The sequence below is a fragment of the Kosakonia cowanii JCM 10956 = DSM 18146 genome, from assembly GCF_001975225.1.
Lineage (GTDB): Bacteria > Pseudomonadota > Gammaproteobacteria > Enterobacterales > Enterobacteriaceae > Kosakonia > Kosakonia cowanii.
Genome location: NZ_CP019445.1, coordinates 4502401 through 4527692 on the forward strand (window position 1 = coordinate 4502401; position 25292 = coordinate 4527692).

17 protein-coding genes, 4 pseudogenes and 1 riboswitch are annotated in these 25292 nt (G+C 58.1%); of the genes and pseudogenes, 15 read left to right on the top strand and 6 right to left on the bottom strand.

Annotated elements, in window-relative coordinates:
* Nucleotides 1–16: 16 nt before the first annotated feature.
* On the bottom strand, nucleotides 17–1792 hold the full coding sequence (locus BWI95_RS21325; protein WP_076770207.1) for a sigma-54 interaction domain-containing protein: 1776 nt from the start codon (nucleotides 1790–1792) through the stop codon (nucleotides 17–19).
* A gap of 480 nt (nucleotides 1793–2272) precedes the next feature.
* On the opposite strand from BWI95_RS21325, the gene ygeW reads away from it, so the two are divergent.
* The 5 genes and pseudogenes from ygeW to arcC all read left to right on the top strand — a co-directional run bounded on the left by ygeW (nucleotide 2273) and on the right by arcC (nucleotide 8392).
* Nucleotides 2273–3460 carry a knotted carbamoyltransferase YgeW gene (ygeW, locus tag BWI95_RS21330; protein WP_076770208.1) on the top strand — a complete coding sequence of 396 codons (1188 nt, stop codon included), beginning with the start codon at nucleotides 2273–2275 and terminating at the stop codon, nucleotides 3458–3460.
* 58 nt (nucleotides 3461–3518) lie between these two features.
* Nucleotides 3519–4718 (top strand): diaminopropionate ammonia-lyase, encoded by a 1200-nt coding sequence (gene dpaL, locus BWI95_RS21335; protein WP_076770209.1) that lies wholly within the window; start codon nucleotides 3519–3521, stop codon nucleotides 4716–4718.
* Nucleotides 4719–4779: 61 nt separating this feature from the next.
* Nucleotides 4780–5991, top strand: coding sequence for a YgeY family selenium metabolism-linked hydrolase (locus BWI95_RS21340; RefSeq protein WP_054804309.1), 1212 nt, complete (start codon nucleotides 4780–4782; stop codon nucleotides 5989–5991).
* A gap of 51 nt (nucleotides 5992–6042) precedes the next feature.
* Nucleotides 6043–7464 carry a dihydropyrimidinase gene (hydA, locus tag BWI95_RS21345; RefSeq protein ID WP_054804308.1) on the top strand — a complete coding sequence of 474 codons (1422 nt, stop codon included), beginning with the start codon at nucleotides 6043–6045 and terminating at the stop codon, nucleotides 7462–7464.
* Nucleotides 7461–8392, top strand: a pseudogene (gene arcC, locus BWI95_RS21350) (carbamate kinase). Before hydA ends, arcC begins: the two are co-directional and overlap by 4 nt.
* Nucleotides 8393–8467: 75 nt before the next feature.
* Here the strand turns inward: arcC and BWI95_RS21355 are convergent.
* A pseudogene (locus BWI95_RS21355) lies at nucleotides 8468–9244 on the bottom strand (XdhC family protein); the annotation flags it as partial.
* 422 nt (nucleotides 9245–9666) lie between these two features.
* On the opposite strand from BWI95_RS21355, the gene ygfK reads away from it, so the two are divergent.
* The 3 genes and pseudogenes from ygfK (at nucleotide 9667) to BWI95_RS21370 (ending at nucleotide 15640) form a co-directional block, all read left to right on the top strand.
* Nucleotides 9667–12771: a putative selenate reductase subunit YgfK gene (gene ygfK / locus BWI95_RS21360; RefSeq protein WP_076770211.1), complete on the top strand. Its 3105-nt coding sequence runs from the start codon at nucleotides 9667–9669 to the stop codon at nucleotides 12769–12771.
* Nucleotides 12768–14102: a putative aminohydrolase SsnA gene (gene ssnA, locus BWI95_RS21365; protein WP_076770212.1), complete on the top strand. Its 1335-nt coding sequence runs from the start codon at nucleotides 12768–12770 to the stop codon at nucleotides 14100–14102. The genes ygfK and ssnA overlap by 4 nt, the downstream gene beginning before the upstream one ends.
* 93 nt (nucleotides 14103–14195) lie before the next feature.
* A pseudogene (locus BWI95_RS21370) lies at nucleotides 14196–15640 on the top strand (nucleobase:cation symporter-2 family protein).
* A gap of 23 nt (nucleotides 15641–15663) precedes the next feature.
* On the opposite strand, the pseudogene BWI95_RS21375 reads toward BWI95_RS21370, so the two are convergent.
* A pseudogene (locus BWI95_RS21375) lies at nucleotides 15664–17113 on the bottom strand (MFS transporter).
* 103 nt (nucleotides 17114–17216) lie between these two features.
* Between BWI95_RS21375 and BWI95_RS21380 the strand changes: the two are divergent.
* Entirely contained in the window at nucleotides 17217–18017 is an 801-nt protein-coding gene (locus BWI95_RS21380; protein ID WP_076770213.1) for a helix-turn-helix transcriptional regulator, read from the top strand.
* A gap of 11 nt (nucleotides 18018–18028) precedes the next feature.
* Here the strand turns inward: BWI95_RS21380 and BWI95_RS21385 are convergent, their stop codons facing one another.
* On the bottom strand, nucleotides 18029–18802 hold the full coding sequence (locus BWI95_RS21385) for an AraC family transcriptional regulator (protein ID WP_054803815.1): 774 nt from the start codon (nucleotides 18800–18802) through the stop codon (nucleotides 18029–18031).
* Nucleotides 18803–18872: 70 nt separating this feature from the next.
* On the opposite strand from BWI95_RS21385, the gene BWI95_RS21390 reads away from it, so the two are divergent.
* Nucleotides 18873–19610, top strand: coding sequence for a type 1 glutamine amidotransferase (locus BWI95_RS21390; RefSeq protein WP_054803816.1), 738 nt, complete (start codon nucleotides 18873–18875; stop codon nucleotides 19608–19610).
* Here BWI95_RS21390 and BWI95_RS21395 read toward each other — a convergent pair.
* Nucleotides 19567–20313: a helix-turn-helix transcriptional regulator gene (locus BWI95_RS21395; RefSeq protein ID WP_054803817.1), complete on the bottom strand. Its 747-nt coding sequence runs from the start codon at nucleotides 20311–20313 to the stop codon at nucleotides 19567–19569. The genes BWI95_RS21390 and BWI95_RS21395 overlap by 44 nt on opposite strands.
* A 60-nt stretch (nucleotides 20314–20373) precedes the next feature.
* Between BWI95_RS21395 and BWI95_RS21400 the strand changes: the two genes are divergently transcribed.
* From BWI95_RS21400 to yajD, 3 genes are all read left to right on the top strand, one after another.
* The gene (locus BWI95_RS21400; RefSeq protein WP_054803818.1) at nucleotides 20374–20736 is read left to right on the top strand and encodes a VOC family protein; all 363 of its coding nucleotides are present in this window, start codon (nucleotides 20374–20376) and stop codon (nucleotides 20734–20736) included.
* 115 nt (nucleotides 20737–20851) lie between these two features.
* Nucleotides 20852–22030, top strand: a complete 1179-nt coding sequence (locus BWI95_RS21405) for an alpha/beta hydrolase-fold protein (RefSeq protein ID WP_076770214.1) — start codon at nucleotides 20852–20854, stop codon at nucleotides 22028–22030.
* A gap of 165 nt (nucleotides 22031–22195) precedes the next feature.
* Nucleotides 22196–22543, top strand: coding sequence for an HNH nuclease YajD (gene yajD / locus BWI95_RS21410; RefSeq protein WP_023479696.1), 348 nt, complete (start codon nucleotides 22196–22198; stop codon nucleotides 22541–22543).
* 124 nt (nucleotides 22544–22667) lie between these two features.
* Here yajD and cspE read toward each other — a convergent pair whose 3' ends face one another.
* On the bottom strand, nucleotides 22668–22880 hold the full coding sequence (gene cspE, locus BWI95_RS21415; protein ID WP_042716246.1) for a transcription antiterminator/RNA stability regulator CspE: 213 nt from the start codon (nucleotides 22878–22880) through the stop codon (nucleotides 22668–22670).
* Nucleotides 22881–23306: 426 nt separating this feature from the next.
* Nucleotides 23307–23485: riboswitch (M-box (ykoK) riboswitch) on the top strand.
* 55 nt (nucleotides 23486–23540) lie between these two features.
* Here cspE and BWI95_RS21420 point away from each other — a divergent pair.
* Together BWI95_RS21420 and BWI95_RS21425 are read left to right on the top strand one after the other, a co-directional pair.
* Complete coding sequence (locus tag BWI95_RS21420; RefSeq protein ID WP_076770216.1) at nucleotides 23541–24554, top strand: magnesium transporter; 1014 nt, start codon at nucleotides 23541–23543, stop codon at nucleotides 24552–24554.
* A 149-nt stretch (nucleotides 24555–24703) separates the two neighbouring features.
* Nucleotides 24704–25114 carry an ASCH domain-containing protein gene (locus tag BWI95_RS21425; RefSeq protein WP_076770217.1) on the top strand — a complete coding sequence of 137 codons (411 nt, stop codon included), beginning with the start codon at nucleotides 24704–24706 and terminating at the stop codon, nucleotides 25112–25114.
* Nucleotides 25115–25292 lie beyond the last annotated feature (178 nt).

Sequence of the window (25292 nt, forward strand, 5' to 3'; positions counted from 1 at the left end):
GACCATTCCCCTTTATTCACACTCCTTCCAGCGCATACTTTTTAATTTTGCGATAGAGCGTGGCAATACCAATCCCCAGCACATCTGCTGCCTGCTTTTTATTTCCGTAGCGCGAAAGCGCGTCACAGATCATCTGCCGCTCCATCTCCTCCAGCGCCGTGACGCTCTCTGCCCGCCCTTCGGCAGCCGAGGAGTTGACGCGCTCGCTCGATACACTGACGTTGTCGCTGCTCAACAGATTGGGCGGCAAAAGCGAGATATCGATAACCTCCCCGGAGGGCACAACATTGACCAGATACTCCATCAGATTGCTCAGTTCACGGATATTGCCCGGCCAGCGATAGCGCTGCAGAAAGGCCACCACCTCCGGCGCAACGCCGGGATAGACCAGATCCAGCCGGTGCGTATGCAGATGAAGAAAGTAGTGGATCAGCAGTTCAATATCCTGCTGGCGCTCGCGCAGCGGCGGTAATCGTAGCGGGATCACATTCAGGCGATAGTAGAGATCTTCGCGGAATTTACCCTCGGCAATAACCTGTGCAAGGTTTTGATTGGTCGCGGAGATAATACGAATATCTACCGGCACCGGGTGGCAGGCGCCCACTGGCTGCACTTCCCGCGACTCAATGGCGCGCAGCAGCTTCACCTGCAGGGTTAATGGCATATCGCCAATCTCATCGAGAAACAGGGTGCCATGATTTGCCGCCTGAATAAGACCCGTTTTGCCATTAGCCGATGCGCCGGTAAACGCGCCTTTAACGTAGCCGAACAGCTCGCTCTCCAGCAGATGCTCAGGGATCGCCGCGCAGTTGATGGCGACGAAAGGTTTGACGCTGCGGTCGCTCAGCTTATGGATCGCTCTGGCGACCACCTCTTTTCCAGTACCGCTCTCGCCAACAATCATCACGCTTGAGGGGACGGGCGCGACGCGGTGAATCAGCTTTTTCAACTGCTGCATCGGGCGGCACTCTCCGATCAGGCTCTCAATTAAGGGCTCCTCGTGGGCAGCGCTTAATTCTGCTGATGAGTGGGACTGGTGAAAAGCCATTAAAAATAACCACTGATCCTGAACCGCATGCAGCTGACCGATAATAAGCTCTTTCTTATCATCGAATGAAACGACGTGCAGCATATGACCGTGGCGGAAATGGTCCTCAAAGCTCAGAGGACGAAAATGTATACTCTTGCCGATCATATTTCCCGCTGACGCACCGATAATTTTCAGCGCCGAAGGGTTAGCGAATTTAATTTTATGATCGTGGCCGACCACCAGCACGCCCTGATCCATAAATTCAATCATGGTCAAAAAGACTTTCTGAATATTATCGTTGCTGGAGAGATCCTGAAGAAAACGTGAAACAAATATCGACGAGACGTGGCGAACATAATCGGAGAAGGCCTGAATATTATCGTTGATGCGAACTTGCTGCTCATGGGTTAATGCCACCAGGCTAATCACCCCAACACACTGCCCATGATAGATAACCGGGGTGCCGATAAAGGCTTTCTCTTTACAGTTCGCTTTGCTGTGGCAGCCATTACAGAAGGGATCGAAGCGGGAGTGGGTAACCACTTTCTCCTTTTTTGTCTCAACAATGTGGCGCAATAGTTGTGAACTTGTATTTAATTTACGCCCAATTTGCGTATCAAAAATTCCCGTTCCGGCGACCCTGCATAATGAATTATCAACAATTTCCACTTCCAGTTGCAGAACGCTCGCCAGCATTCCGGCGAATTTTTGTATCTTAGGTTGAATCTGCATCAAAATGGAGGGCGTGGTGGATGGAATCATAATCGTCCTTATTTATTGCTCACAAACTTTTAACAGCATCTTTCCGCTCTGCTTTCCGTCGTTGCAGGATAACACTCCCCTTCGCGTATTACGGAATAACCACACCCAACCGCTTTGTGACGAATGGTAAATATGTAATAGCTATCACATTTCGCTATCAATATGATAATTCCGCGGCGTAGTTTATCAATTTAGCGGTTATTTCCCGGCTATTTTTCCCGCACGTCCCTTTTCGCCTTTACCTCGCCACCGCATCGTCTGTTCACTCGCCTCAGCGTATTGCTTCTTTTCTGCGCAATCTTGCAAGAATCCGTGATATGGCTCGCATAATCCCGGCCCTTTACCCGCCATCCAGCACAGCCTGTGGGAAGTGGCACACTTATTGTTAGGGTGCCACTACACGCTGGCCGTCGCGCGTCACACTCCCCCTGCAACCGCACCGCCATGCGTAAGCCCGTCATTCTTAATCAGGATTGCAAAATGAAAACTGTTAATGAATTAATCAAGGAGATCCGCACCCTTCACTCGCATCTGCATGAGAAAGATTTTCTGCTGACGTGGGAGCAGTCACCGGATGAGCTGAAGCAGGTGCTTGATGTCGCCGCGGCACTGAAGGCGCTGCGTGCAGAGAATATCGCCACCCGCGTGTTCAAAAGCGGGCTGGGCATTTCGGTGTTCCGCGATAACTCCACCCGCACCCGCTTCTCCTATGCCTCGGCGCTGAATCTGCTCGGCCTCGCGCAGCAGGATCTTGATGAGGGAAAATCGCAGATTGCCCACGGCGAAACGGTGCGTGAAACCGCCAATATGATCGCCTTCTGCGCGGACGCCATCGGCATTCGTGACGACATGTATCTCGGTGCCGGTAACGCCTATATGCGGGAAGTGGGTGAAGCGCTGGATGACGGCCATAAACAGGGCGTGCTGCCGCAGCGTCCGGCGCTGATTAACTTACAGTGCGACATTGACCACCCGACCCAGTCGATGGCGGATCTCGCCTGGCTGCGCGAACACTTCGGCTCACTGGAGGCATTGAAGGGCAAAAAAATCGCCATGACCTGGGCCTACTCGCCAAGCTATGGCAAACCCCTCTCGGTGCCGCAGGGGATCATCGGCCTGATGACGCGTTTTGGAATGGATGTCACCCTCGCGCACCCCGAAGGGTACGACCTGATCCCGGATGTGATTGAAGTGGCAAAAAGCAATGCCGCAGCCTCGGGCGGCAGCTTCCGCCAGGTCAATGATATGGCAGAAGCGTTTAAGGATGCCGATATCGTCTACCCGAAATCCTGGGCGCCCTACACCGTAATGGAGCAGCGCACGGACTTGCTGCGCGCCAGCGATCATCAGGGGCTGAAAGCGCTGGAGCAGCACTGCCTGGCGCAGAACGCCCGCCATAAAGAGTGGGAGTGTACCGAGGCGCTGATGGCGACCACCCGCAACGGCGAAGCGCTCTATATGCACTGCCTGCCAGCGGATATCAGCGGCGTCTCCTGCGACGAAGGCGAAGTCGCGGCTGAAGTGTTCGAAAAATACCGCATTGCCACCTACAAAGAGGCGAGCTGGAAGCCCTACATCATCGCCTCGATGATCCTCTGTCGCAAATATGCCGAGCCGGGCCAGCTACTGGAACAGCTGTTTACCGACGCGCAAAAACGCATTTTGTAACCGTCCGGCAGCCCGGTCGGCCACTTACTGTTTCTGACATTATGGAGAAGGTTAGAACATGTCCGCACTTCCATTGCGTATCAATATTGCAGAAAACCACTTCTTTACCGGCGAAGCCTCGCCGCGCTTCACCCGCCAGCAGGCACAGCAGGCGCGCCAGTTTCACCAAAAACTGGCGGGCTATCAGCCCACTCCGCTCTATGCCCTGAACGCGCTGGCGGCGTGCGTCGGTGTCGATACGATTCTGGTGAAAGATGAGTCGCAGCGCTTCGGCCTTAATGCCTTCAAAATGCTCGGCGGCGTTTACGCCATCGCGCAGCTGTTATGCGAGAAATATCATCTTGATATCAACGCCTTCTCGTTTGAGCACTTCAAAGCAAGCAGCAAGGAGAAGCTCACCTTCGCCACCTGCACCGATGGCAACCATGGGCGCGGCGTCGCCTGGGCGGCGCAGCAGCTTGGGCAGAACGCCGTGATCTATATGCCGAAAGGCTCCGCGCAGGCGCGAGTCGATGCCATTCTGCGCCTCGGGGCTGAGTGCATCGTCACCGATATGAATTACGACGATACCGTGCGCTTTACCCTGCAACGGGCGCAAAAAAATGGCTGGGAGGTGGTGCAGGATACCGCGTGGCCTGGCTACACCAAAGTTCCCACCTGGATTATGCAGGGCTACGCCACACTGATTGATGAAGCGATCGAACAGATGGCCGCGATGGGCTCACCCCACCCCACTCACGTTTTCCTGCAAGCGGGCGTCGGCGCAATGGCAGCCAGCGTGCTGAACTACCTCGCCGACATCTTCGACGCCCGGCATCTGCACAGCGTGATTATTGAGCCGGAGCATGCCGACTGCCTCTACCGCTCCGCCGTAAAGGGGGAGATCGTCAAGGTAGGCGGCGAGATGGAGACCATTATGGCGGGCCTCGCCTGCGGCGAACCCAACCCGCTCGGCTGGACGATCCTGCGCAACTGCGCCAGCCAGTTTATCGCCTGTGAAGACGCCGTCGCCGCGCTGGGCATGCGTGTGCTCGGCCATCCGCTGGGCGACGATCCGCGCATCATCTCCGGCGAATCCGGCGCCGTTGGCGCGGGCCTGCTCGCCGCTATCCCGCTGCACCCACAGGGCGAGTCGCTGAGAAAAAGCTTACAGCTTAATCGCGACTCGGTGGTGCTGCTGATCAGCACCGAAGGCGATACCGATGCGCAGCACTATCGCGAGGTGGTGTGGGCAGGCAAGCATCCGGCGGCTGAATAATTACACCGGCGTCAGCGCCGCTCCCGCCAGGCGGCAAGCGTCATAACAGGAGAAGAGAGCGATGGCTAAAGCTATCCCGTTTAAGCAGATTGTTGAAAAAGCACACCTCTACGAAGCGGAGATGACACGCTTCCTGCGCGATATGATCGCCATCCCCAGCGAAAGCTGTGATGAGAAGCGTGTCGTTCACCGCATTAAAGAGGAGATGGAGCGCGTCGGCTTCGACAAAGTGGAGATCGACCCGATGGGCAACGTGCTCGGCTATATCGGCCACGGCCCGCGGCTGCTCGCCATGGATGCGCATATTGATACGGTCGGCGTCGGCAATATCAAAAACTGGGGCTTTGATCCCTATCACGGGATTGAAACCGATGAGCTGATCGGCGGGCGCGGTGCCTCCGATCAAGAGGGCGGCATGGCCTCGATGGTCTATGCCGGGAAGATCATTAAAGATCTTGGCCTTGAGGATGAGTACACCCTGCTGGTGACCGGCACCGTGCAGGAGGAGGATTGTGACGGACTTTGCTGGCAGTACATTATCGAGCAGTCCGGCATTCGCCCGGAGTTTGTCGTCAGCACTGAACCGACCGATTGCCAGATCTATCGCGGCCATCGCGGGCGCATGGAGATCCGCGTCGATGTGCATGGCGTCAGCTGTCATGGCTCCGCGCCGGAGCGCGGTGATAACGCCATCTTCAAAATGGCTCCGATTCTCAACGAACTGGAGAAGCTGTCGCAACGTCTGGGACATGACGATTTTCTCGGCAAAGGCACGCTCACCGTCTCCGAGATCTTCTTTACCTCGCCAAGCCGCTGCGCGGTGGCGGATAGCTGCGCCATCTCTATCGATCGCCGCCTCACCTGGGGCGAAAGCTGGGAAGGCGCGCTGGAGGAGATCCGCGCGCTACCGGCGGTGAAAAAGGCCGAAGCGGTAGTGTCGATGTACAGCTATGACCGCCCGTCGTGGACCGGGCTTATCTATCCTACCGAGTGCTACTTCCCGACGTGGAAAGTGGAGGAGGATCACTTCACGGTGCGCGCGCTCTACAACGCCTATGAGGGGTTGTTCGGCAGCGCGCCGGTGGTCGATAAGTGGACCTTCTCCACCAACGGCGTCTCAATTATGGGACGGCACGGCATTCCGGTTATCGGTTTTGGCCCCGGTAAAGAGCCGGAAGCCCATGCGCCGAATGAGAAGACCTGGAAGTCGCATCTGGTCACCTGCGCGGCGATGTATGCCGCGATCCCGCTGAGCTGGCTGGCGACTGCGTAGCTTGTCGATGTCACGCCCGCCTGATTTCGCGGCGGGCGTTCTGGAGTCTCTATGCGCGTACTGATTAAAAATGGCCTTATCGTCAACGCTGACAAGAGAGCCTGCGCGGATCTGCTTATCGATGCCGGGCGGGTTAAGCAAATTGCCAGCACGATTGAGGCCGATGCCTCCTGCAAGGTGATTGATGCCACGGGCTGTTATGTGATGCCCGGCGGCATCGATGTTCACACCCATTTCAATATTGATACCGGGCTTGCCCGCAGCTGCGACGACTTCTTTACCGGCACCCGCGCGGCGGCCTGCGGCGGCACCACTACGGTGGTCGATCATATGGGCTTTGGCCCGCCCGGCTGCCATCTGCGCCACCAGCTCGGGGTTTACCATAACTATGCCGCCTATAAAGCAGTGATCGACTACAGCTTTCACGGCGTGATCCAGCATGTGAATCACGGCATTCTGGATGAGATCCCGATGATGGTGGAGAGCGGCATCAGCAGTTTCAAGCTCTATCTCACTTATCAGTACAAGCTGAACGATGATGAGATTTTGCAGGCGATGCGCCATCTGCATCTGGCGGGCGCGCTGACCACCGTCCACCCGGAGAACGATGCCGCCATCGCCCAGCGCCGCGCGGCGTTTCTTAATGCCGGGAAAACCGCGCCGCGCTACCACGCCCTGAGCCGCCCGCCGGAGTGCGAAGCGGAAGCGATCGCCAGAGTGATTAATCTCGCGCGGCTTGCCGGCGACGCGCCGCTCTATATCGTGCACCTCTCCAATCAGCTGGGGCTGGAGTACCTGCGTCTGGCCCGCGCGCAACAGCAGCCGGTGTGGGTAGAGACCTGCCCGCAGTATCTGCTGCTCGACGAGCGCTGCTACGAACGCCAGGATGCGCTGAAGTATCTGCTCAGCCCGCCGCTGCGTAACGCCCGCCACAACGATGCGCTGTGGAGCGGCATTGCCGATGGCGCGATTGATACCGTCGCTACCGATCACTGCGCTTTTTCGCTGACTCAGCGCCAGACCCTCTCCGGCGGCGATTTCAGCCGCTGCCCGAACGGGCTACCGGGGGTGGAAAACCGCCTGCTGCTGCTCTTCTCCTATGGGGTGATGACCGGGCGTATTTCGCCCGAACGCTTTGTGGCGCTTACCAGCGCCAACCCGGCGAAATTGTTCGGCATGTGGCCGCAAAAGGGGCTATTGGCTCCCGGCGCGGATGGCGATGTGGTGATTATCGATCCGCAGCGCACCACCACCATTCGCCACGACCGGCTGCATGACAATGCGGACTACTCGCCGTGGGAGGGGTTTATCTGTCAGGGGGCGATCCGCCAGACCCTGTCGCGCGGGCGGGTGATCTTCGATAACGGCGTATTCACCGGCGTTGCTGGCCAGGGGCGCTTTTTACGCCGCCAACCCTTTCAGCCGCTTACGCTGCCGTCAGCGGAACCGTTGCTACAAGAGAGTGTGCTATGAAGAAAAAGATTGTTCTCGCCCTCGGCGGAAATGCGCTCGGGTGCGATCTCGCCGGGTAGATGCAGGCGCTACAGCAGACTGCACAAACAATAGCGGAACTGGTCGCCCAGGGGCACCAGGTGGTGATCACCCACGGTAACGGCCCGCAGGTGGGCATGATCACTCTCGCCTTCGAGGCCGCCGCCAGAACCGAGGCACACACGCCGATGCTGCCGATGTCGGTCTGCGTCGCCCTGAGCCAGGGCTATATTGGCTACGATCTGCAAAATACCCTGCGCGAAGCCCTGCTCGCCCGTAACCTCGATATTCCCGTCGCCACGGTGATAACCCAGGTGGAAGTGGCGGCGGGCGATGCCGCCTTCAGCCAGCCGGACAAACCGATTGGCTCCTTCTTTTCCGAAGCTGAAGCGCAGGCGCTTATCCGCCAGGGTTACACCATGAAGGAGGATGCCGGGCGCGGCTACCGGCGGGTTGTCGCCTCGCCAAAACCGGTCGATATCATTGAAAAAGAGACGGTAAAAGCGCTGATGGCCGCGGGTCAGGTGGTGATCACCTGCGGCGGCGGCGGTATTCCGGTGGTACGTGAGGGCAGCATCTGCGCGGCGTCAGCGCGGTGATCGATAAAGACTGGGCCAGCGCCACGCTCGCCGCCATGATCGATGCAGATATGTTGATCATTCTCACCACCGTGGAGAAAGTGGCGCTGCACTTCGGCAAGGCCAACCAGCAGTTGCTCGATACGCTCTCCGTCAGGAATGCGGAGCGTTTTATCGCCGAAGGTCACTTCGCCGCAGGTTCAATGCTGCCAAAAGTGGAGGCCGCCGTCGCCTTTGCCCACTCGCGGCCTGGCCGCCAGGCGCTGATCACCGAGCTACGCCAGGCGAAAGCGGGCATTGAGGGGAAAACCGGCACGCTGATTAGCCAGTAACCGGCGGCCGGGCGTGCCCGATCAGCTCACCGCAATGGGCGTTTCACTCTGTTGCTGCGCGGGCGTATTGAGGCCGAGCAGCCCGCCCGCCGCGCGGTTTTTCACCTGCAGGATCTCCGCCAGCACGCTGATGGCAATCTCCTGCGGCGTCTCGGCGCCAATGTCATACCCTACCGGCGCGCGCAGGCGGGCAAGCGCGCTGTCGCTGACGCCCGCATCGCGCATCTGGCGCAGAAAGGATTGCACCTTACGCCGGCTCGACAGTAGCCCGAGCCACGCCACCGGCTGGTCAATCAGCAGCTCCAGCGCCTCGCGATCCTGGTTATGGGTGGCGATCAGCACGTAGTCCTGCGGCTGAATTGCGAGGTTGTCGATCACCTCGACGAAAGTTTGCCCATACACCAAGCGAATGGAAGGGAGAAAAGCATCAGAGGTAAGGCTCTGAAGATAGGTGTCGCCAACGGCGATATCAAACCCGAGCGGCACCGCAGCGTGCGCCATTGCGCGGTTAACGTGGCCTGCGCCAACCAGCACCAGCCGGGGGCGCAGGCCATGCACGCTGATATGTACCGTCATTGCGCCGCCGCAGTCCGAGCCGACCGCATTTTGCCCGCTGCGCGCCATACGGCCATGAAAGACGCGGGCGGTTTTCTCCCGCAGCGCCTCCAGCGCCTCGTTAATAACGTGGCGCTCAATCACGCCGCCGCCGATGGTGCCGATGATCGTGCCGTCATCGCGAATCAACATCTGCGCAGTGTGCCGGGGGGCTGACCCACGGCTGTCAATAATCTGCGCCAGGGCAAAAGGCCGGTTCTGCTCTTCAAGTTTTGCTGCTTCTGCAAAAATCGTCATAACATCCTCAAGGTTATTTAGTCCGCGCGTGGCACGCTTTTTCACCTTTGAGTAATGCAATATTTATACTCGTCTGCCGTTTTATTTTTTAAAGCGTGAGCCGCGTCGTAAACGAACCTGATATTTGCCTGAAGACTAATCAGTAATAACCACGCTAATACGCAGCGGCGGGCGGGAAATTATCACTCTGATAGTTTCTCTGCGGTTTTTGAGAAAATAAAAATCACGCTGACCTGAGGATTGCCTGATACTCACCCTCGAAATAAACCCAACCGCCAGGACTTTAGATACACCTCACACTTTCATGCTCTTTCAACCACTTAAACCAGGAGTGGTGTGATTGTTGCTTTCTCTCCCCTCGCCGCTGCGATGAAAAATAGTGCGGCAATGTCGTTTATCTGAATAAGCCAGAGGAGAGGGTTATGGGAGATATTATGCGCCCCGTGCCGTTTGAGGCGCTGCTGACGCGTATTTTTGCGGAGTATCAGAGCCAGCGGTCAATATTTGGCATTCCTGAACAACAATTCTATTCAGCCGATCGTTCGCGGCCCATTACGGTATTTGGCGAAACCTGCGCCACCCCGCTTGGCCCCGCCGCCGGACCGCATACACAGCTGGCGCAAAATATTATTACCGCCTGGCTGACGGGCGGGCGTTTTATCGAATTAAAAACCGTGCAGATCCTCGATCGCCTTGAGATTGAAAAGCCCTGTATTGATGCCGCAGATGCCGGTTTTAATACCGAGTGGTCGACGGAGTTCACCCTGGCAAAGGCCTGGGATGAGTACCTGAAAGCCTGGTTTGTGCTGCATCTGCTTGATGCGGTGTTCCCGCAGACGCCGAGAACAGAAGAGAAATCGTTTATTTTCAATATGAGCGTCGGCTACAACCTTGAAGGCATCAAGCAGCCGCCGATGCAGACCTTTATCGCCCGCATGATGGATGCCTCGGCGGAGCCAAAATTTCACCTCTATCGCACCACCCTGCATCACTGCCTGAATAACGCCGACTTTCTCGCCCGCCTGCCGAATCATGCCCGCTCGGCCAGGCTGCAATCGCTCTCGGAGCGCATTCCCGCCACGCTGGTGCAGGGTGTCACGCTCTCCACCATGCATGGCTGCCCGCCGGATGAGATTGAAGCCATCTGCCGCTATATGCTGGTGGAGAAGCGGCTCAACACCTTCGTCAAACTCAACCCGACCCTGCTGGGCTACGGGCGCGTACGCGAGATCCTCGACCGCTGCGGCTTTGAGGAGATTGTGCTTAATGAAGAGTCCTTCGCCCACGACTTACAGCTTGCCCCGGCGGTGGCGATGCTGACGCGGCTGATGGCGCTGGCAGTCGAACAGCAGCGCGGCTTCGGCGTCAAGCTGACCAACACCCTCGGCACAGTCAATACCCGCGGCGTGTTACCGGGCGGCGAGATGTATATGTCCGGGCGCGCCCTCTTCCCGCTCGCCATCAATGTTGCCGCCCGGCTCTCTCGCGCCTTCGATGGCAAGCTGCCGATCTCCTACTCCGGCGGTGCCAGCCAGCTCACCATCCGCGATATCTTCGAGACCGGCATTCGCCCAATCACACTGGCAACGGATCTGCTGAAACCGGGCGGCTATCTGCGCCTCACCGCCTGCCTGCGCGAGCTGGAGCAGGCGCAGGGCTGGGAGATGACCGCTATTGATGTCGCGCGGCTCGATGCGTTGGCCGAACGCGCCATCACCATGGAGTACACGCAGAAAGGGTGGAAGCCGGACGATCGCATCGAGGTCGCCAGCCCGCTGCCCGCCACCGACTGCTATGTTGCGCCATGCGTTAACGCCTGCGCCATCAAACAGGATATCCCGGAGTATATTCGCCTGCTTGGCGAGGGCCGCTACGCCGATGCGCTGGCGTTGATTTACCAGCGCAATGCGCTCCCGGCCATGACGGGGCATATCTGCGATCACCAGTGTCAGTACAACTGCACGCGGCTGGATTATGAGAGCGCGGTGAATATTCGTGAGCTGAAGAAGGTCGCGCTGGAAAAGGGGTGGGAAGCGTACCAACGCCGCTGGTATAAACCGGCAGGCTCCGGCTCGCGCCATCCGGTAGCGGTGATCGGTGCCGGGCCTGCCGGGCTGGCGGCCGGCTACTTTCTCGCCCGTGCCGGGCATCCGGTGACGCTGTTTGAGCGCGAAGCCAGCGCCGGTGGCGTGGTGAAAAATATCATTCCGCCATTTCGTATTCCGCCGGAGCTGATTGAGCACGATATTGATTTCGTGGTGCAGCACGGCGTGAAGATCGTCTATGGCTGCGATCCGCACCTGACCATCGGGCAGTTACAAAAGCAGGGTTTTCACTATGTGCTGGTGGCGACCGGCGCGGATAAAAGCCACGCGGTGGCGCTGGGCGGCGATAACCCGAATATTCACGCCTCGCTGGCGTTTTTGCGCGCCTTTCATCGCGGCGAGCCTTTGCAGCCCGGTAAACATGTGGCGATTATCGGCGCAGGCAACACGGCGATGGATTGCGCCCGCGCGGCGCTGCGCATACCGGGCGTTGAGCGTGCCACCGTGGTTTACCGTCGCTCGCGCAAAGAGATGCCCGCCTGGCGCGAAGAGTATGAAGAGGCGCGCCGTGCAGGGGTGGAGTTTGCGTGGCTGAGCAACCCGGAGCAGTTTGCGCCAGACGGCACGTTGACGCTGCGCGTAATGCAGCTCGGTGAGGCCGATGCCACAGGGCGACGCCAGCCGCTGGCCACAGACAAAACGCGCACCATGCAGGTCGATAGTGTCATTACCGCCATCGGCGAGCAGCAGGATAACGCGGCGCTGGCGGCATTCGGCCTGCCCGTTGATGAAAAGGGCCGCGTGGCGGTCAATGCCGAGGGTGAAACGCGCCTCGCCAACGTCTTTTTAATTGGCGATGTGCAAAATGGCCCGGCGTCGATTGTCGCTGCCATCGGCAATGCCCGGCAGGCAGCGGAGGCGATCCTCGCACGCGAAAGTCTCGCCAGCCATCAACAGAGCAAATACTGGAGCAATGTCGATCCGGCGGAGATTTACCAGCGCAAAGGCGACATCGCCCTGGCGCAGGCGGATAAGGCGGATCGGGAGAGCTTTGTCGCCCAGGAGGCGAGCCGTTGCCTGGCCTGCAACTACATTTGCAGCAAATGTGTCGATGTCTGCCCGAACCGGGCGAATATCTCGCTGCCGATCCCCGGCTTCAACAACCGTTTCCAGACCCTGCATCTGGATGCCTGGTGCAACGAGTGCGGCAACTGCGCGCAGTTCTGCCCATGGCAGGGCAAGCCCTATCAGGACAAAGTGACCCTCTTCAGCCTCGAAGAGGATTTCCTCACTAGCCACAATCCCGGCTTTTTCATCGACAACCAGCGCGTCTATATCCGCCAGCATAACCAGCAGTGGCAGTTGGATATCGATGCGGATGGCCATTTCGGCCATGTGCCGCCGCAGCTGGAGGCGATGTGCCGCATTATCGGCCACATCCATGAGCACTATCACTATCTGCTTAGCGAGGTAGAACAATGAGTCTCACCATCCTGAAAAATGCCACCGCCGCGCAGCTCTTCCCGGCGAAAGTGTGGCAGCAGGTCGATATCGCAATTAAAGATGATCTGATCCTCGCGGTCGACAGCGGGCTGGAGGAGCGCTATATGGGCGCGAAGGTGATTGAGATGCAGGGTCGGCTGGTGATGCCCGGCCTGGTCTGCGCCCATAACCACTTCTACTCCGGTTTATCGCGCGGGATTCAGGCGAAAATCGCCCCCAGCCCCGATTTTATCTCGACGCTGAAAAACCTCTGGTGGCGGCTCGACCGCGCCATCGATGCCGAGTCGCTCTACTACAGCGCGCTTATCTGTGCGCTGGAAGCGGTGCGCAGCGGCTGCACTACGGTTATCGATCATCACGCTTCGCCGGGGTATATCGCTGGTTCGCTCAGCCAGCTGCGCCGCGCTTTTCTTACCGTCGGGTTGCGCGGTATGACCTGCTTTGAGACCACCGACCGCAACGGGGGGCTGCGCGAGGTGTGTAAAGGCGTGGAGGAGAATATCCGCTTTGCCAAAGAGATCGACGCCGCGCGGCAAAGAGAGCAGGAACCTTATCTGGTCGAGGCCTGTATTGGCGCGCATGCGCCCTTCACCGTGCCGCACGAAGGGCTGGTGATGCTCAGTGAGGCGCGAAAAGCGACCGGGCGCGGGCTGCATATTCATGTCGCCGAGGATCGCTATGATGTCGCCCATAGCCATCACCACTACGGAAAAGATCCGCTAGAGCGGCTGGCAGCGTATGACCTGCTTGATGACAAAACCCTTGTCGCCCACGGGCTCTATCTCTCCGATATCGATATCTCGCTGCTCAATGCCCACGACGGTTTTCTGATCCATAACGCCCGTTCAAACATGAATAACCACGTCGGCTATAACCACCGGCTGGCGCAGTTCCGCCATTTTGCGCTCGGCACTGACGGCATCGGCTCCGATATGTTTGAAGAGCTAAAGTTCGCCTTCTTCAAGCACCGCGATGCGGGCGGCGCGCTGTGGCCCGACAGCTTTGCCCGCGCGCTCTATAACGGCAATGAGGTGCTGAACCGCAACTTTAACGCCCGCTTTGGCCGTATCGAGGCGGGGTATAAAGCGGATTTGACCATCTGCGACTATCTGCCGCCGACGCCGCTGGTTGATGCGAATGTCGCCGGGCATCTGGCGTTTGGCCTCAGTTCCAACAGCGTGCACAGCGTGATGGTGAACGGCAGGATGATTTACCAGGATCGCCGCTTTACCCTCGACTGCGCGCCGCTGTTTGCCGAGGCGCAGGCGGTGGCGAAACGGCTGTGGGCAAGGATGGATGCCCTGAACTGACCCCGCCAGCCCGCCCGTGGGTGCAAGCCGGGCGGGCAGGCGCTACACGGTAGGGTTGAGTGGTTTGCCCGATCCGCACAGGAGAGAGAACTCATGAAAGAGAGTGCTATGGCGGCTTCGGCCGCATCCGTTGATGAGGTTCTGCCCGTTACGCAGATGTTTTTTTATGGCCTGCAACACGTGTTGGTGATGTATGCCGGTGCGGTGGCGGTGCCGCTAGTGGTGGGCAACGCGGTCGGGCTGCCTGCGGAACAGATTATTTTGCTTATCAGCGCCGATCTGTTTATTTGCGGCGGCGCAACGCTGATGCAGTCGCTGGGGGTGACGCAGTGGCTTGGCTGTCGGCTGCCGTTGATCCAGGGCTGCACCTTCGCCGCGCTGATCCCGATGGTGCTGATTGGTAAGGAGTATGGCCTCGGCGGCATCTCCGGGGCGGTGATTATCTCGGGGATCTTTATCCTCTGCTGCGCACCGTGGATCAGTAAGCTGATCCGCTTTTTCCCCAGAGTGGTGATGGGCAGTATCGTCACGCTTATCGGCCTGTCGATTCTCCCCGTCGCCGGTGGCTGGGTCGGCGGCGGCGCAAGCGATATGCACGGCTTTGGCGACCTGATTTCGCTCCTGATGGCCGCCGTGACGCTGGTGGTGATCCTCAATATCTACACCTTTGCCTCCGGGGTGATTAAAAACACCTCGGTGCTGATTGGACTAGTGGTCGGCACGCTACTGTGGAGTGTGTTTAAACCGCTCGATTTTCAGCTGGTGCAGGCGACGCCCTGGCTGCATCTGCCGCAGGCGTTGCCGTTTGCGAAACCGGAGTTTCACCTGCTGCCCGTCGCCCTGCTGTCGATGGTAATGGTGGTGGTGATGGTGGAAACCATGTCGTCGATGATGGCGACCGGCGATATTGTCGGTAAAAACGTCGATGCGCGGATGCTGCGTAACGGCCTTAACACCTGCGGGCTGGCAACCATGATCTGCGGGCTGTTTAACCTCTTCCCCTATGCCGCCTTTGCGCAAAACGTCGGGCTTATCGGCCTCACCGGTGTGCGCAGCCGTTTTGTCGTCGCCATGTCGGGCGTGATTTTGATGCTGATGGGGCTGTTTGCCAAACTGGCGGCGCTGGTGGTGTTAATCCCCAAACCGGTGCTGGGCGGCGCGGGGATTGTGATGTTCGGCATGGTTGCCGTCTCGGGCATTCGCACCCTCGGGCAGGTCGATTATCGCAACAACAATAACGGCATGGTGGTGGCGCTGACGCTCGGGCTGGGGATGATGCCGGTGCTGGTGCCGACGCTGTTTACCCAGTTTCCGCCGACGGTGCAGCTGTTTCTGCATAGCGGCATCACCATCGGCACGCTGACGGCAATTGTCGCCAACCTGACCCTCAACGGCAGCGCGCCGTTTAAATTCTCCCACCACGCCCCCTCCCCGATCCGCTGCCGCCCAGCGCCGCCGCGCGCAATGTGGCGGTGCGCACGGTGAGAATGTGGCTGCTGCTGCGCAAAGTGCAAAAAGAGCGGCAGGAGAAAGCGTGATGCACTCGCCCCGGCGGGCTGCCCTACACTGCCCGCCGCTGCGTGCCCAGCGCCAGTAACAGCAGGCAGATCGCCACCGAGACGGCCAGATTACAGAGCATGCCCGCGACAAACGCCGATGCGTACTGCCCCGCCTGCGCAACTGACCCGGCATCGCTCAGGGCGGCATTGAACAGCATCGCCACTACCGCCACGCCCAGCGCGGCACCGACCTGCTGGACGGTGGAGATGATGCCGGACGCCATGCCGGATTGCGCTTCGTCAACGTAGCCGAGCACCAGATTGAGCAGCGGCGTCATGATCGCCCCTGCCCGGCGCCGACAATCACCAGCACCGGGATCAGGGTAACGGGGTTCAGCTGCGCCCCCGCCATCGCCACCTGGGCAATCAGCGCGGCAATAAATAGCGCATAGATCAGCGCCCCGCCGATAATCGCCCGGATCCCCCAGCGCGCCGCCAGCCTCGGTGCGGCGAGTGATGCCAGCACAAAACCGACGCTACAGGGTGCAAAAATCAGCCCTGCCTGTAACGGGTCCAGCCCAAACCCGTTTTGCACCAGCAGAGCAAAGCAGAGAAAGAAGGAGCTGGAGGTGGAGTAGACCAGCAGCACCAGCATTACGCCGAGCGCGACATGGCGTTGCGCCAGCAAACGCATATCCACCAGCGGCCATAAGCCTGCAATCCGACGCTGCTCCTGCTGGCGATAAAAGATCACTAACAGCACCACTGCCGCACCCAGTGAGCAGAGCGTCCACGCGGGCCAGCCCTGGGTTGGCCCTCGATCAACGGCACCAGTAACAGTGCGAGCGCGGTGCTAATTAGCAGCACGCCGCGCCCGTCGAGCAGCGGTTTTTGCGGCGCGAAAGATTCGGGAATAGCGCGAGCCGCAACGATGGCAATCACGCCAACCGGGATGTTAATCAGAAAGATAGTGCGCCAGCCCAGGTCAAAGAGATCGGCGTGAATCAATGCTCCCCCCAACACTTGCCCGGCAATCGCCGCCAGCCCCAGCGTCATGCCGAGCAGGCCAAATGCGCGGCGTCGGTCGCTACCGTCAAAGTTAACGCGAATCGAGGCGTAGACCTGCGGAAAGAGCAGCGCCGCTGCGAGCCCCTGCAACACGCGGGCGGCGATCAGCGTCTCGCTGCCTGGTGCCAGGCCACAGAGTGCCGAGGCGAGGGTAAAGCCCGCCATACCTAAGACAAAGAGGCGACGGCGACCAAAGCGATCGCCAAGCCGCCCGCCGGTGATCAGCAATACGCCAAAGGCAAGCTCGTAGCCTGCGACGATAAAGCTGATTTGCGCAAAGCTGGCACCCAGCCCGCTCTGCATACTCGGGATGGCGACGTTCACCACAAAGAGATCGAAAATGGTGACAAAGCCTGCCAGCAGCAGCACGGCTAAGCCTGCCCACGGCGGTGCGGCGGCGGGAGTGCGATCGCAGGGGATCGCAGCACAAGATGAGGATTTCATAACGCATTTCCATTATCAGCGGAGTGTGCGACGATTCTCCCTGCTTCATTAAGCCGTTACAATTTAACCATTTATACTATTACTTTTAGCAACGAGAGCCGAGATGCGAACTCTGGAACGAACCCGCCCCGATCTGGCGGCCTTTTTACGCGCGCACCGCCAGCGCCTGTCCCCCGCCGATGTCGGCCTGCCGAGCGGCAACCGACGCCGTACGCCGGGGCTGCGGCGCGAAGAGGTAGCGGCGCTGGCCGGGGTCGGTTTAACCTGGTACACCTGGCTTGAACAGGGGCGCGATATTGGCGTCTCGGCGCAGTTTCTCGACAACCTCGCGCGGGTGCTGAAACTCGATGCGGCCGAGCGCCGTCATCTCTTTATGCTCACCCACGCGCGCCCACCGGCCGAACCGGGCAAAACCTGGTGCGTACTGCCGCCGCTGGTGCGCCGCCTGATGCACGATCTCCCCCATCCCGCCTTTGTGCTCAACCTGCGCTGGGATGTGCTGGGCTTTAACGCCCCGGCAGACGCGCTTTTCGGCTTCAGTCGCCACGCGCCCGAGCGGCGTAACTTGCTCTGGCTGCTGTTCACCGATCCGCTGCTGCAGGAGCGTTTTGTCGCCTGGCATAAGCAGGCTCCGCTGATGCTGTCGAGCTTTCGCCGCGACTTCGCTCGCGCCAGCCAGAGCACCGATATTGTCGAACTGGTAGAGGAGCTGGAGCGCGTGTCGCCTGAGTTCAGCGGCTGGTGGCGGCAGCATGATGTCCACGCCCCGTGCAACGGCGTGCGCCATTTTTGGATTGATCAGCATTCCGTGCCATTCGAGCACACCACGCTGATTATCGACGAAGATCGCCACCTGCGGCTGGTGGTTTATGCCCAACAACAGCAAGAAGCGGGTAGAGAGTAACGGCAAGCAGATCAGGGCAAAAACTCGTGCGGCGTTGCGCCAAGAATCGCCCGGAAGGCCGCGGTGAAAGCGGCGGGACAGGAAAAGCCGAGCTGGTAAGCAACTTGCTTCACCGGAATGCCGTTAGAGAGCAGATCCAGCGAGGCGCAGATGCGTGCCCGCTGCTTCCAGCTTCTGAAGCTGAAACCGGTGTCGCGGATAAACTGGCGCGAAAAGGTGCGTTCCGACATCGCTGCAATATGGGCCACATCGCTTAGCGACGCGTCCCAGCGCTGACCGAGCAGTAATTCATTGGCGGCGCGGGCGAGGCGTTCGTCCTGCGGCAGAGGCAGCTCAGCGGCAAGCTGCTCTGTCTCGCTGAGGATCTCCAGCAACAGCAGCGCCATTCTCCGCTGGCTTGGCGCTTTGTACTCATGGCTGAACAGCCCCGCAATCAGCTCTTTCACCAGTGGCGTCGCGCCAATCACATGCACCAATTCGCTCTTGGTAAAGTTGCTGCATTCCGCAATCAGCGAGCGGCTGAAGTAGAGGGTGCGCAGGTCAGTCTGCGAGAGCAGCGTATAGCTATGCTCCTGTAACGGCGGCAGCCATAATGCGCGCTGCGGCGGGATCACCCAGCGGCGCTCGCCGGTCTCCACCAGCAACACGCCGCGGGTAGCAAACAGCAACTGCCCTTCCAGATGGTAATGGGGCGGATCGACCTCTCCGCGTTGATAACCTCTGGCAAGGTTTGACCAGCCAATGGCGTCGTCATGTCTTGGCGCTTTATCTATGCTGTTTGGCATTTGAGATTCAAAACCTGCATTTATGATTGGCCGGGTTATATCACCCCATCGCAATCTGGAGCAAACATCAATGCGGGTTCATTTTATCGTTCATGAGAGTTTTGAAGCGCCCGGCGCCTATGAAAGCTGGGCGCAGCAGCGCGGTTACCCGGTTAGCCACTCCCGCGTCTATGCGGGCGATGCGCTTCCGGCCACGGCTGACGCCTTTGACCTGCTCATTGTTATGGGTGGGCCTCAGGATCCGGATACTACGCAGGCGGAGTGTCCCCATTTTGATGCCCGTGCCGAGCAGGCGCTTATTGCTGCGGCGATCGCGGGCGGAAAAGCGGTGATCGGCATCTGCCTGGGATCGCAATTAATTGGCGAGGCGCTGGGCGCAGCTTTCGCGCATAGCCCCGAGAAAGAGATCGGTAAATTCCCCATTACGCTGACGGCGGCGGGCAAAAATCACCCGCTGTTTTCCCACTTCCCTGAAACGCTGGCGGTCGGGCACTGGCATAACGATATGCCGGGCCTGACGGCAGACGCGCAGGTGCTCGCCTTCAGTGAAGGGTGCCCGCGCCAGATTGTCGCCTACAGCGATCGCGTGTTCGGCTTCCAGTGCCATATGGAGCTAACGCCTGAGGTGGTCGAGCAGCTTATCGCCCACTCCGAAGCGGATCTGAGCCGCGCCGCGCAGTTCCGTTTTGTCGAAACGGCTGAAGCGCTGCGCGCCCATGATTACCGCGAGATGAACGATATTCTGTGCCAGTTTCTCGATAAGCTTACGGCGTACTATCAAGACGCAACGCAGGCGCTGCGCCACTGATCTCATCAAGCGTATCGCGGCCCGCCTCGCGCCACATGCGCAGCAGGCGCTGGCGCGAATGGGGAGCGGCGCACGCAAGCTGCTGCACGCTCTCAATCTGCGCGACGGCGAAGTGGCGAAAATCGCCGCGGGTTTCGCACCATGCGGCGAGCAGCAGATCGCGGGATAAGTAGCCGAGGGCGAAAGGCCAGATCACCCGCTCGCTGGTGTTTCCCTGGCGGTCGGTATAGCGAATGCTCACTTTCAACTGTCGCCGGATGGCAGCACGCAGCCCGGCAACGTGCTCGCTTTCAACTGCCGTTTCTGCCCTGCCTACCAGCAGCGTGGCGTGTTCAAAAAGCGATTGCATCGGCGGCGGGATACTCTGCATTACTTTGCCCGCCACCTCGTTGGCCGCCTTGCCAATCTCCGCATCGCCATAAGTCGCCACCCAGCGCAGGCCGAGCGCCAGCGCATCCAGCTGCTCCGGGGTAAACATCATTGGCGGCAGAAGATAGCCCGGAGCAAGCACATAACCGGTGCCCGCTTCGCCCTGAATATCCGCGCCCTGCGCGCGCAGCGAGGCGATATCGCGATAGAGCGTGCGCAGGCTGATGGACAGCTCCTCCGCCAGGCTTGCGCCGCTCACCGGATAGCGGTGGCGGGCAAGGATTTGCAAAAGCGCGAGCAATCTTGCGGCACGCGCTGGTCCTGATGCTGACATGTTTTGTCACTCCTCCCTGCGATAGTCATCTCCCCATTACCTTGAGGAGAGAAGTGCCCAATGATACCGAATTTATTCATCCTGTATGTTTCCGACCCACAACGCAGCAGCGATTTTTACCAGACGCTGTTTCAGCAAGCACCCGATGTGGTGCTGCCCACCTGGGCGGCGTTCTCATTTACTAACGGGCTTAACCTCGGATTATGGTCCACCCGCGCCGCGGATTTTCTCTCCGGTGGCGAAGGTAACCGCATGGAGATGAGTTTTATGGTGCAGGATAGCGCGGCAGTTGATGCGCTTTATCAGCAGTGGCTGGCGCTGGGCGTTGAGATGGAGCAGCCGCCTGCGCAGGCGGTTTTCGGCCGGACCTTTGTCGCCCGCGATCCCGACGGTCACCGCATCCGGGTTTGCATTCCGGATTAAGCGGGCTGTTCGCAGCCCCGGGAGATGGTATTGTTTTTATCCCTTACCGGATGTTCGCCGGGCTTAGTGCTTGATGCCCGGTGAACGCGCCTTATAACGATAAAAAGGATCAACAATGCAACGAAACCTCGCCTGCCTGACACTCGCTATTTCCGCCCTGCTCGGCGCCTCGACGCTACCCGCGTTGGCTGCGCCGCTTCCGGTCACGCCGGATCAATCGGTGCCGGTCAGTCACTACATTACGCAACTCAACACCGATAAGAGTGTCACCTTTCGCCTTTTTGCTCCGGGTGCAAAACGCGTCTCGGTAGTAACCGGCTCCAGCCCGGATAGCTATGTTTCACATGATATGCGTAAAGATGAGCGTGGCGTCTGGTCGTGGAAAAGCGAGGTGCTGACACCCAACCTCTACGAGTATTACTTCGACGTAGATGGTTTCCGCTCGGTCGATACCGGCAGCCGTTTTCAGAAACCGCAGCGCCAGGTGAACACCAGTTTGATTCTGGTGCCGGGCTCGATTCTTGACGATCGCGCGGTGGCGCATGGCGATCTGCGCACGGTTACCTACCACGCAAAAGCGCTGGGGGCCGAGCGCCGGATGTATGTCTGGACACCGCCGGGTTATGACGGCAAAGGCGAGCCGCTGCCGGTGCTCTACTTCTATCATGGCTTTGGCGATACCGGCCTGTCGGCGATTGACCAGGGCCGCCTGCCGCAGATCATGGATAACCTGCTGGCGGAGGGAAAAATCAAACCGATGCTGGTGGTGGTGCCGGATACGGAGACGGATATTACTGAGGTGATCCCGGAGAACTTCCCGCCGAAAGAGCGGCGTAAGGAGTTCTATCCGCTGAATGCGCAGGCCGCTGACCGTGAACTGATGCAGGACATTATTCCGCTGATTGATAGCCGCTTTAACGTGCGCAAAGATGCCGACGGGCGCGCGCTGGCGGGCTTATCGCAGGGCGGATTCCAGGCGCTCTACTCCGGTATGCACCATCTTGAGCACTTTGGCTGGCTGGCGACCTTCAGCGGCGTGACCACCGCAACGGTGCCGGATAGCGGAATTACCCGCCAGCTCGATAATGCCCAGGCGGTGAATAAGCAGTTGCATAACTTCACCGTGGTGGTTGGCGAAAAAGACTCCGTTACCGGCAAGGATATCGCCGGTCTGAAAACGGAGTTGGAGAGCAAGGGCGTCCATTTCGACTACAAAATGTACCCGGGCCTTAATCATGAGATGGATGTCTGGCGCCCGGCCTACGCCGAGTTTGTGCAGAAAGTGTTTAAGTAACGGCAAGCGCCTTCTCATCCCCCGGGAAGGCGCTAATCTGCCCCTGCTGCTTGCCTGAGATTTTTGCTATCGCGCGCGGGGGAAGAGAATAGGTTGAACTCGCAGGCCAGGCAGGCTAGCCTGCGTCAACAAATACCCTCTTCTAAAAAACAGGTAATGTCGGTAATGGCTTTAATCCCTAAAAACTACGCACGGCTGGAAAGCGGCTATCGTGAAAAAGCACTCAAAATCTATCCGTGGGTATGCGGGCGCTGCTCGCGGGAGTTTGTTTACTCAAACCTGCGTGAATTGACGGTTCATCATATCGATCACGATCACACCAATAACCCGGAAGATGGCAGCAACTGGGAGCTGTTGTGTCTGTTTTGCCACGATCATGAGCACTCGAAATATACCGAAGCGGATCAGTACGGCACGAATGTGATTGCGGGAGAGGATGCGCAAAAAGATGTGGGCGCGGCGACCTACAACCCGTTTGCGGATTTAAAGTCGATGCTGGGCAAGAAGAAGTAAGGTTGAGTAAAACGAAGGCGTAAAAAAACCCGCACATGGCGGGTTTTTTTCATTATCAGTTGCGCTTACTGCTCAGGCTATCGCCGTCATCGCGGTTGTAAGGCTTGCTGATAATCAGCGCGGCTTACAGGGCAGTAACGTTGCCAGCTGCAGGGCCTTTAGCGCCGTTTTCGATGGTGAAGGAAACTTTCTGACCTTCATCCAGGGTTTTGTAGTTGTCGCTCTGGATTGCAGAGAAGTGTACGAATACATCTTTGCTGCCGTCGTCCGGAGTGATAAAGCCAAAACCTTTATCAGAGTTGAACCATTTTACTAAACCAGTCATTTTATTAGACATAGATAATTCCTTAATAGATGAGCCACTTAGCGCGGCGATAATGGCCTGTAATTAGAGAGTATCTTATTTGGCACTTAGGAGGAGGCTCACGAAGAAGGGTATCTTTGGATAACTCTTGAACTGAGGACTGCTTTACTAAAACTGCTTTCATAAGGTCTGTCTTCCAAACCGATGGCGCTATTAAGACACAGCAAATTTCTTTTGGCAACGTTTAAGTTTAATTATTTTAACCGCTTACACACCTGGACGGCTGCCTGCAGAAGCCGGAAGGCTTGAGTGGCGCGGCTTCAGCCGCTTAAGCCAAACGGCAAACTTTTTGTATTTATCGCCTCATTCAGGAACGTTTTTGCGAACTTAAACGCTCCCTCAATCATCTGCACGTTCACATTATCCCCCCTTAAATATAGGGGTATACTCCCGCCCGCAGTTCGATCTTGTTATGGCGAGGCTCCTGAGCAAAAACAAGTTACCGCCCTGATGGTGTCGAGAGAGACCACACAGGGAAATACAGGCATCCATCGAATCAAGGTGTTGCCAAGGTAACTTCCGGCGTGTTTATCGCGGATACGTTGCTCAGTGCTAAAACCGGGACGTAGGGATCTTCTTCTATATCTTCCTGTTTTGTTCGCCCTGTAAGCAGTTTTCTATAGGGAACGTTGTATGTCACATATTTATACTCACGGCGCACACTATCCAGAGGCGCATCAGGCTGGCGATAAGCTTGCCCACTATATGTCTGCCGACTTTATTGCACTCTCTGACGATCTGACCGTTGAAGAGGGTCGCTCGACATTTCTGCAACAGATTAGCGATGACTATTTTCCGACATACGTGTTTATCGTATGCGGTGCGATGCTGCGCGGCGCTCTGCCCATCAGAGCATTGTTGCAGGAGGAGAATGTCGCGAAGCCCATCACCTCTTTAATGACCAGCGATCTGGTTCACGCCGCGCCTGATGATACGCGCCATGAAACCGCCCGGCTGATCGAAAGCCGGGGGATGACGCTGATCCCGGTAACCGAGCACGGCAGGCTGGTCGGTTGTCTGGCAGAGAAAGAGATTGCGCACCTGCTCGCCGATGAAGCGACAGAGGATGCCCAGCGCCAGGGTGCAACCTTGCCGCTGGAAAAGTCGTATCTGGAGATAAGCCCGGTCGGATTATGGAAAAAACGCGCGCTCTGGCTGTTACTGCTGTTTGTCGCAGAAGCCTATACCAGCAGCGTGATCCAGCACTTTGAAGAGGCGCTGGAATCGGCGATTGCGCTGGCGTTCTTCATTCCGCTGCTGATCGGTACGGGGGGGAATAGCGGAACGCAAATCACCTCTACGCTGGTGCGTGCGATGGCGCTGGGCGAAGTGAGGATGGCCGACATGGGCCGGGTGATCCGTAAAGAGATGACTACCGCGCTGATGATTGCCGTCACCCTTGCCGCTGCCGGATGCCTGCGCGCATGGATGATGGGCATCGGCCCGGAGATCACCTTAATTGTCAGCCTGACGCTGCTCTGCATTACGCTCTGGAGCGCGGTAGTCTCCTCCGTGATCCCGATGGTGATTAAACGCGTCGGTATCGATCCGGCGGTGGTCTCCGCGCCGTTTATTGCCACGCTGATAGACGGCACCGGCCTGATTATCTACTTCAAAATTGCCCAGTATTTTCTTGGGCTGAGCTGAAATAACTTCACTCTTCTCTCTTCACGGAACGCGCTGGCTTAATCCGTCGGCGCGTTCCCTGCCCCCCTCCCCCCAATTTTCGGCACATTCATTGCGCATCAAGACGTGCTATCGTCAACCGTTAACAGATTGGTAAAAAAGGTTTTATGATGAGCACCCTCGAACAATTAAAAGCAAAGTACCCCGGCGCGCAGGCGTGGCAGATCGGCGACAGCCCGGCGCTGGCTGATGAGCTGGCAACATTAGTCGCCAGCGGCATCAAAACCGCCTCCTGCGGTTCATTCGCTTGCTGGCAGGCAGAAGATCCCGCGCCCAAACTGGGCAGTTACAATATTATTCTCAACGGCCGGGATGAGCCGGTGTGCGTGATCCGCATCATCTCGCTGCGCCTGACGCGCTTTTGCGATGTCACCGAAGCGTTTGCCCGTAAAGAGGGTGAAGGCGACTTAAGCCTCGAATACTGGCGTAAAGAGCATCAGCGCTTTTTCAGCGCAGCCGGGATCTTCTCTGAAGAGATGGAGCTGGTGGCGGAAGAATTTGAAGTCGTGGAGCGCGTTTAAATGACGCCGCATCATGCGGCGTTTAATTAAGTTACTTCTATAAAACCTGTTCTACACCCTATAACCACATTAATAATGAGCCAATAATTCATTGTGGCTAATATAGAAATTAATTTAGTAACTATTATTAAATAGCATTACTTTGCGTAAGCTTATTTTTTAATTGCGACTCATTATC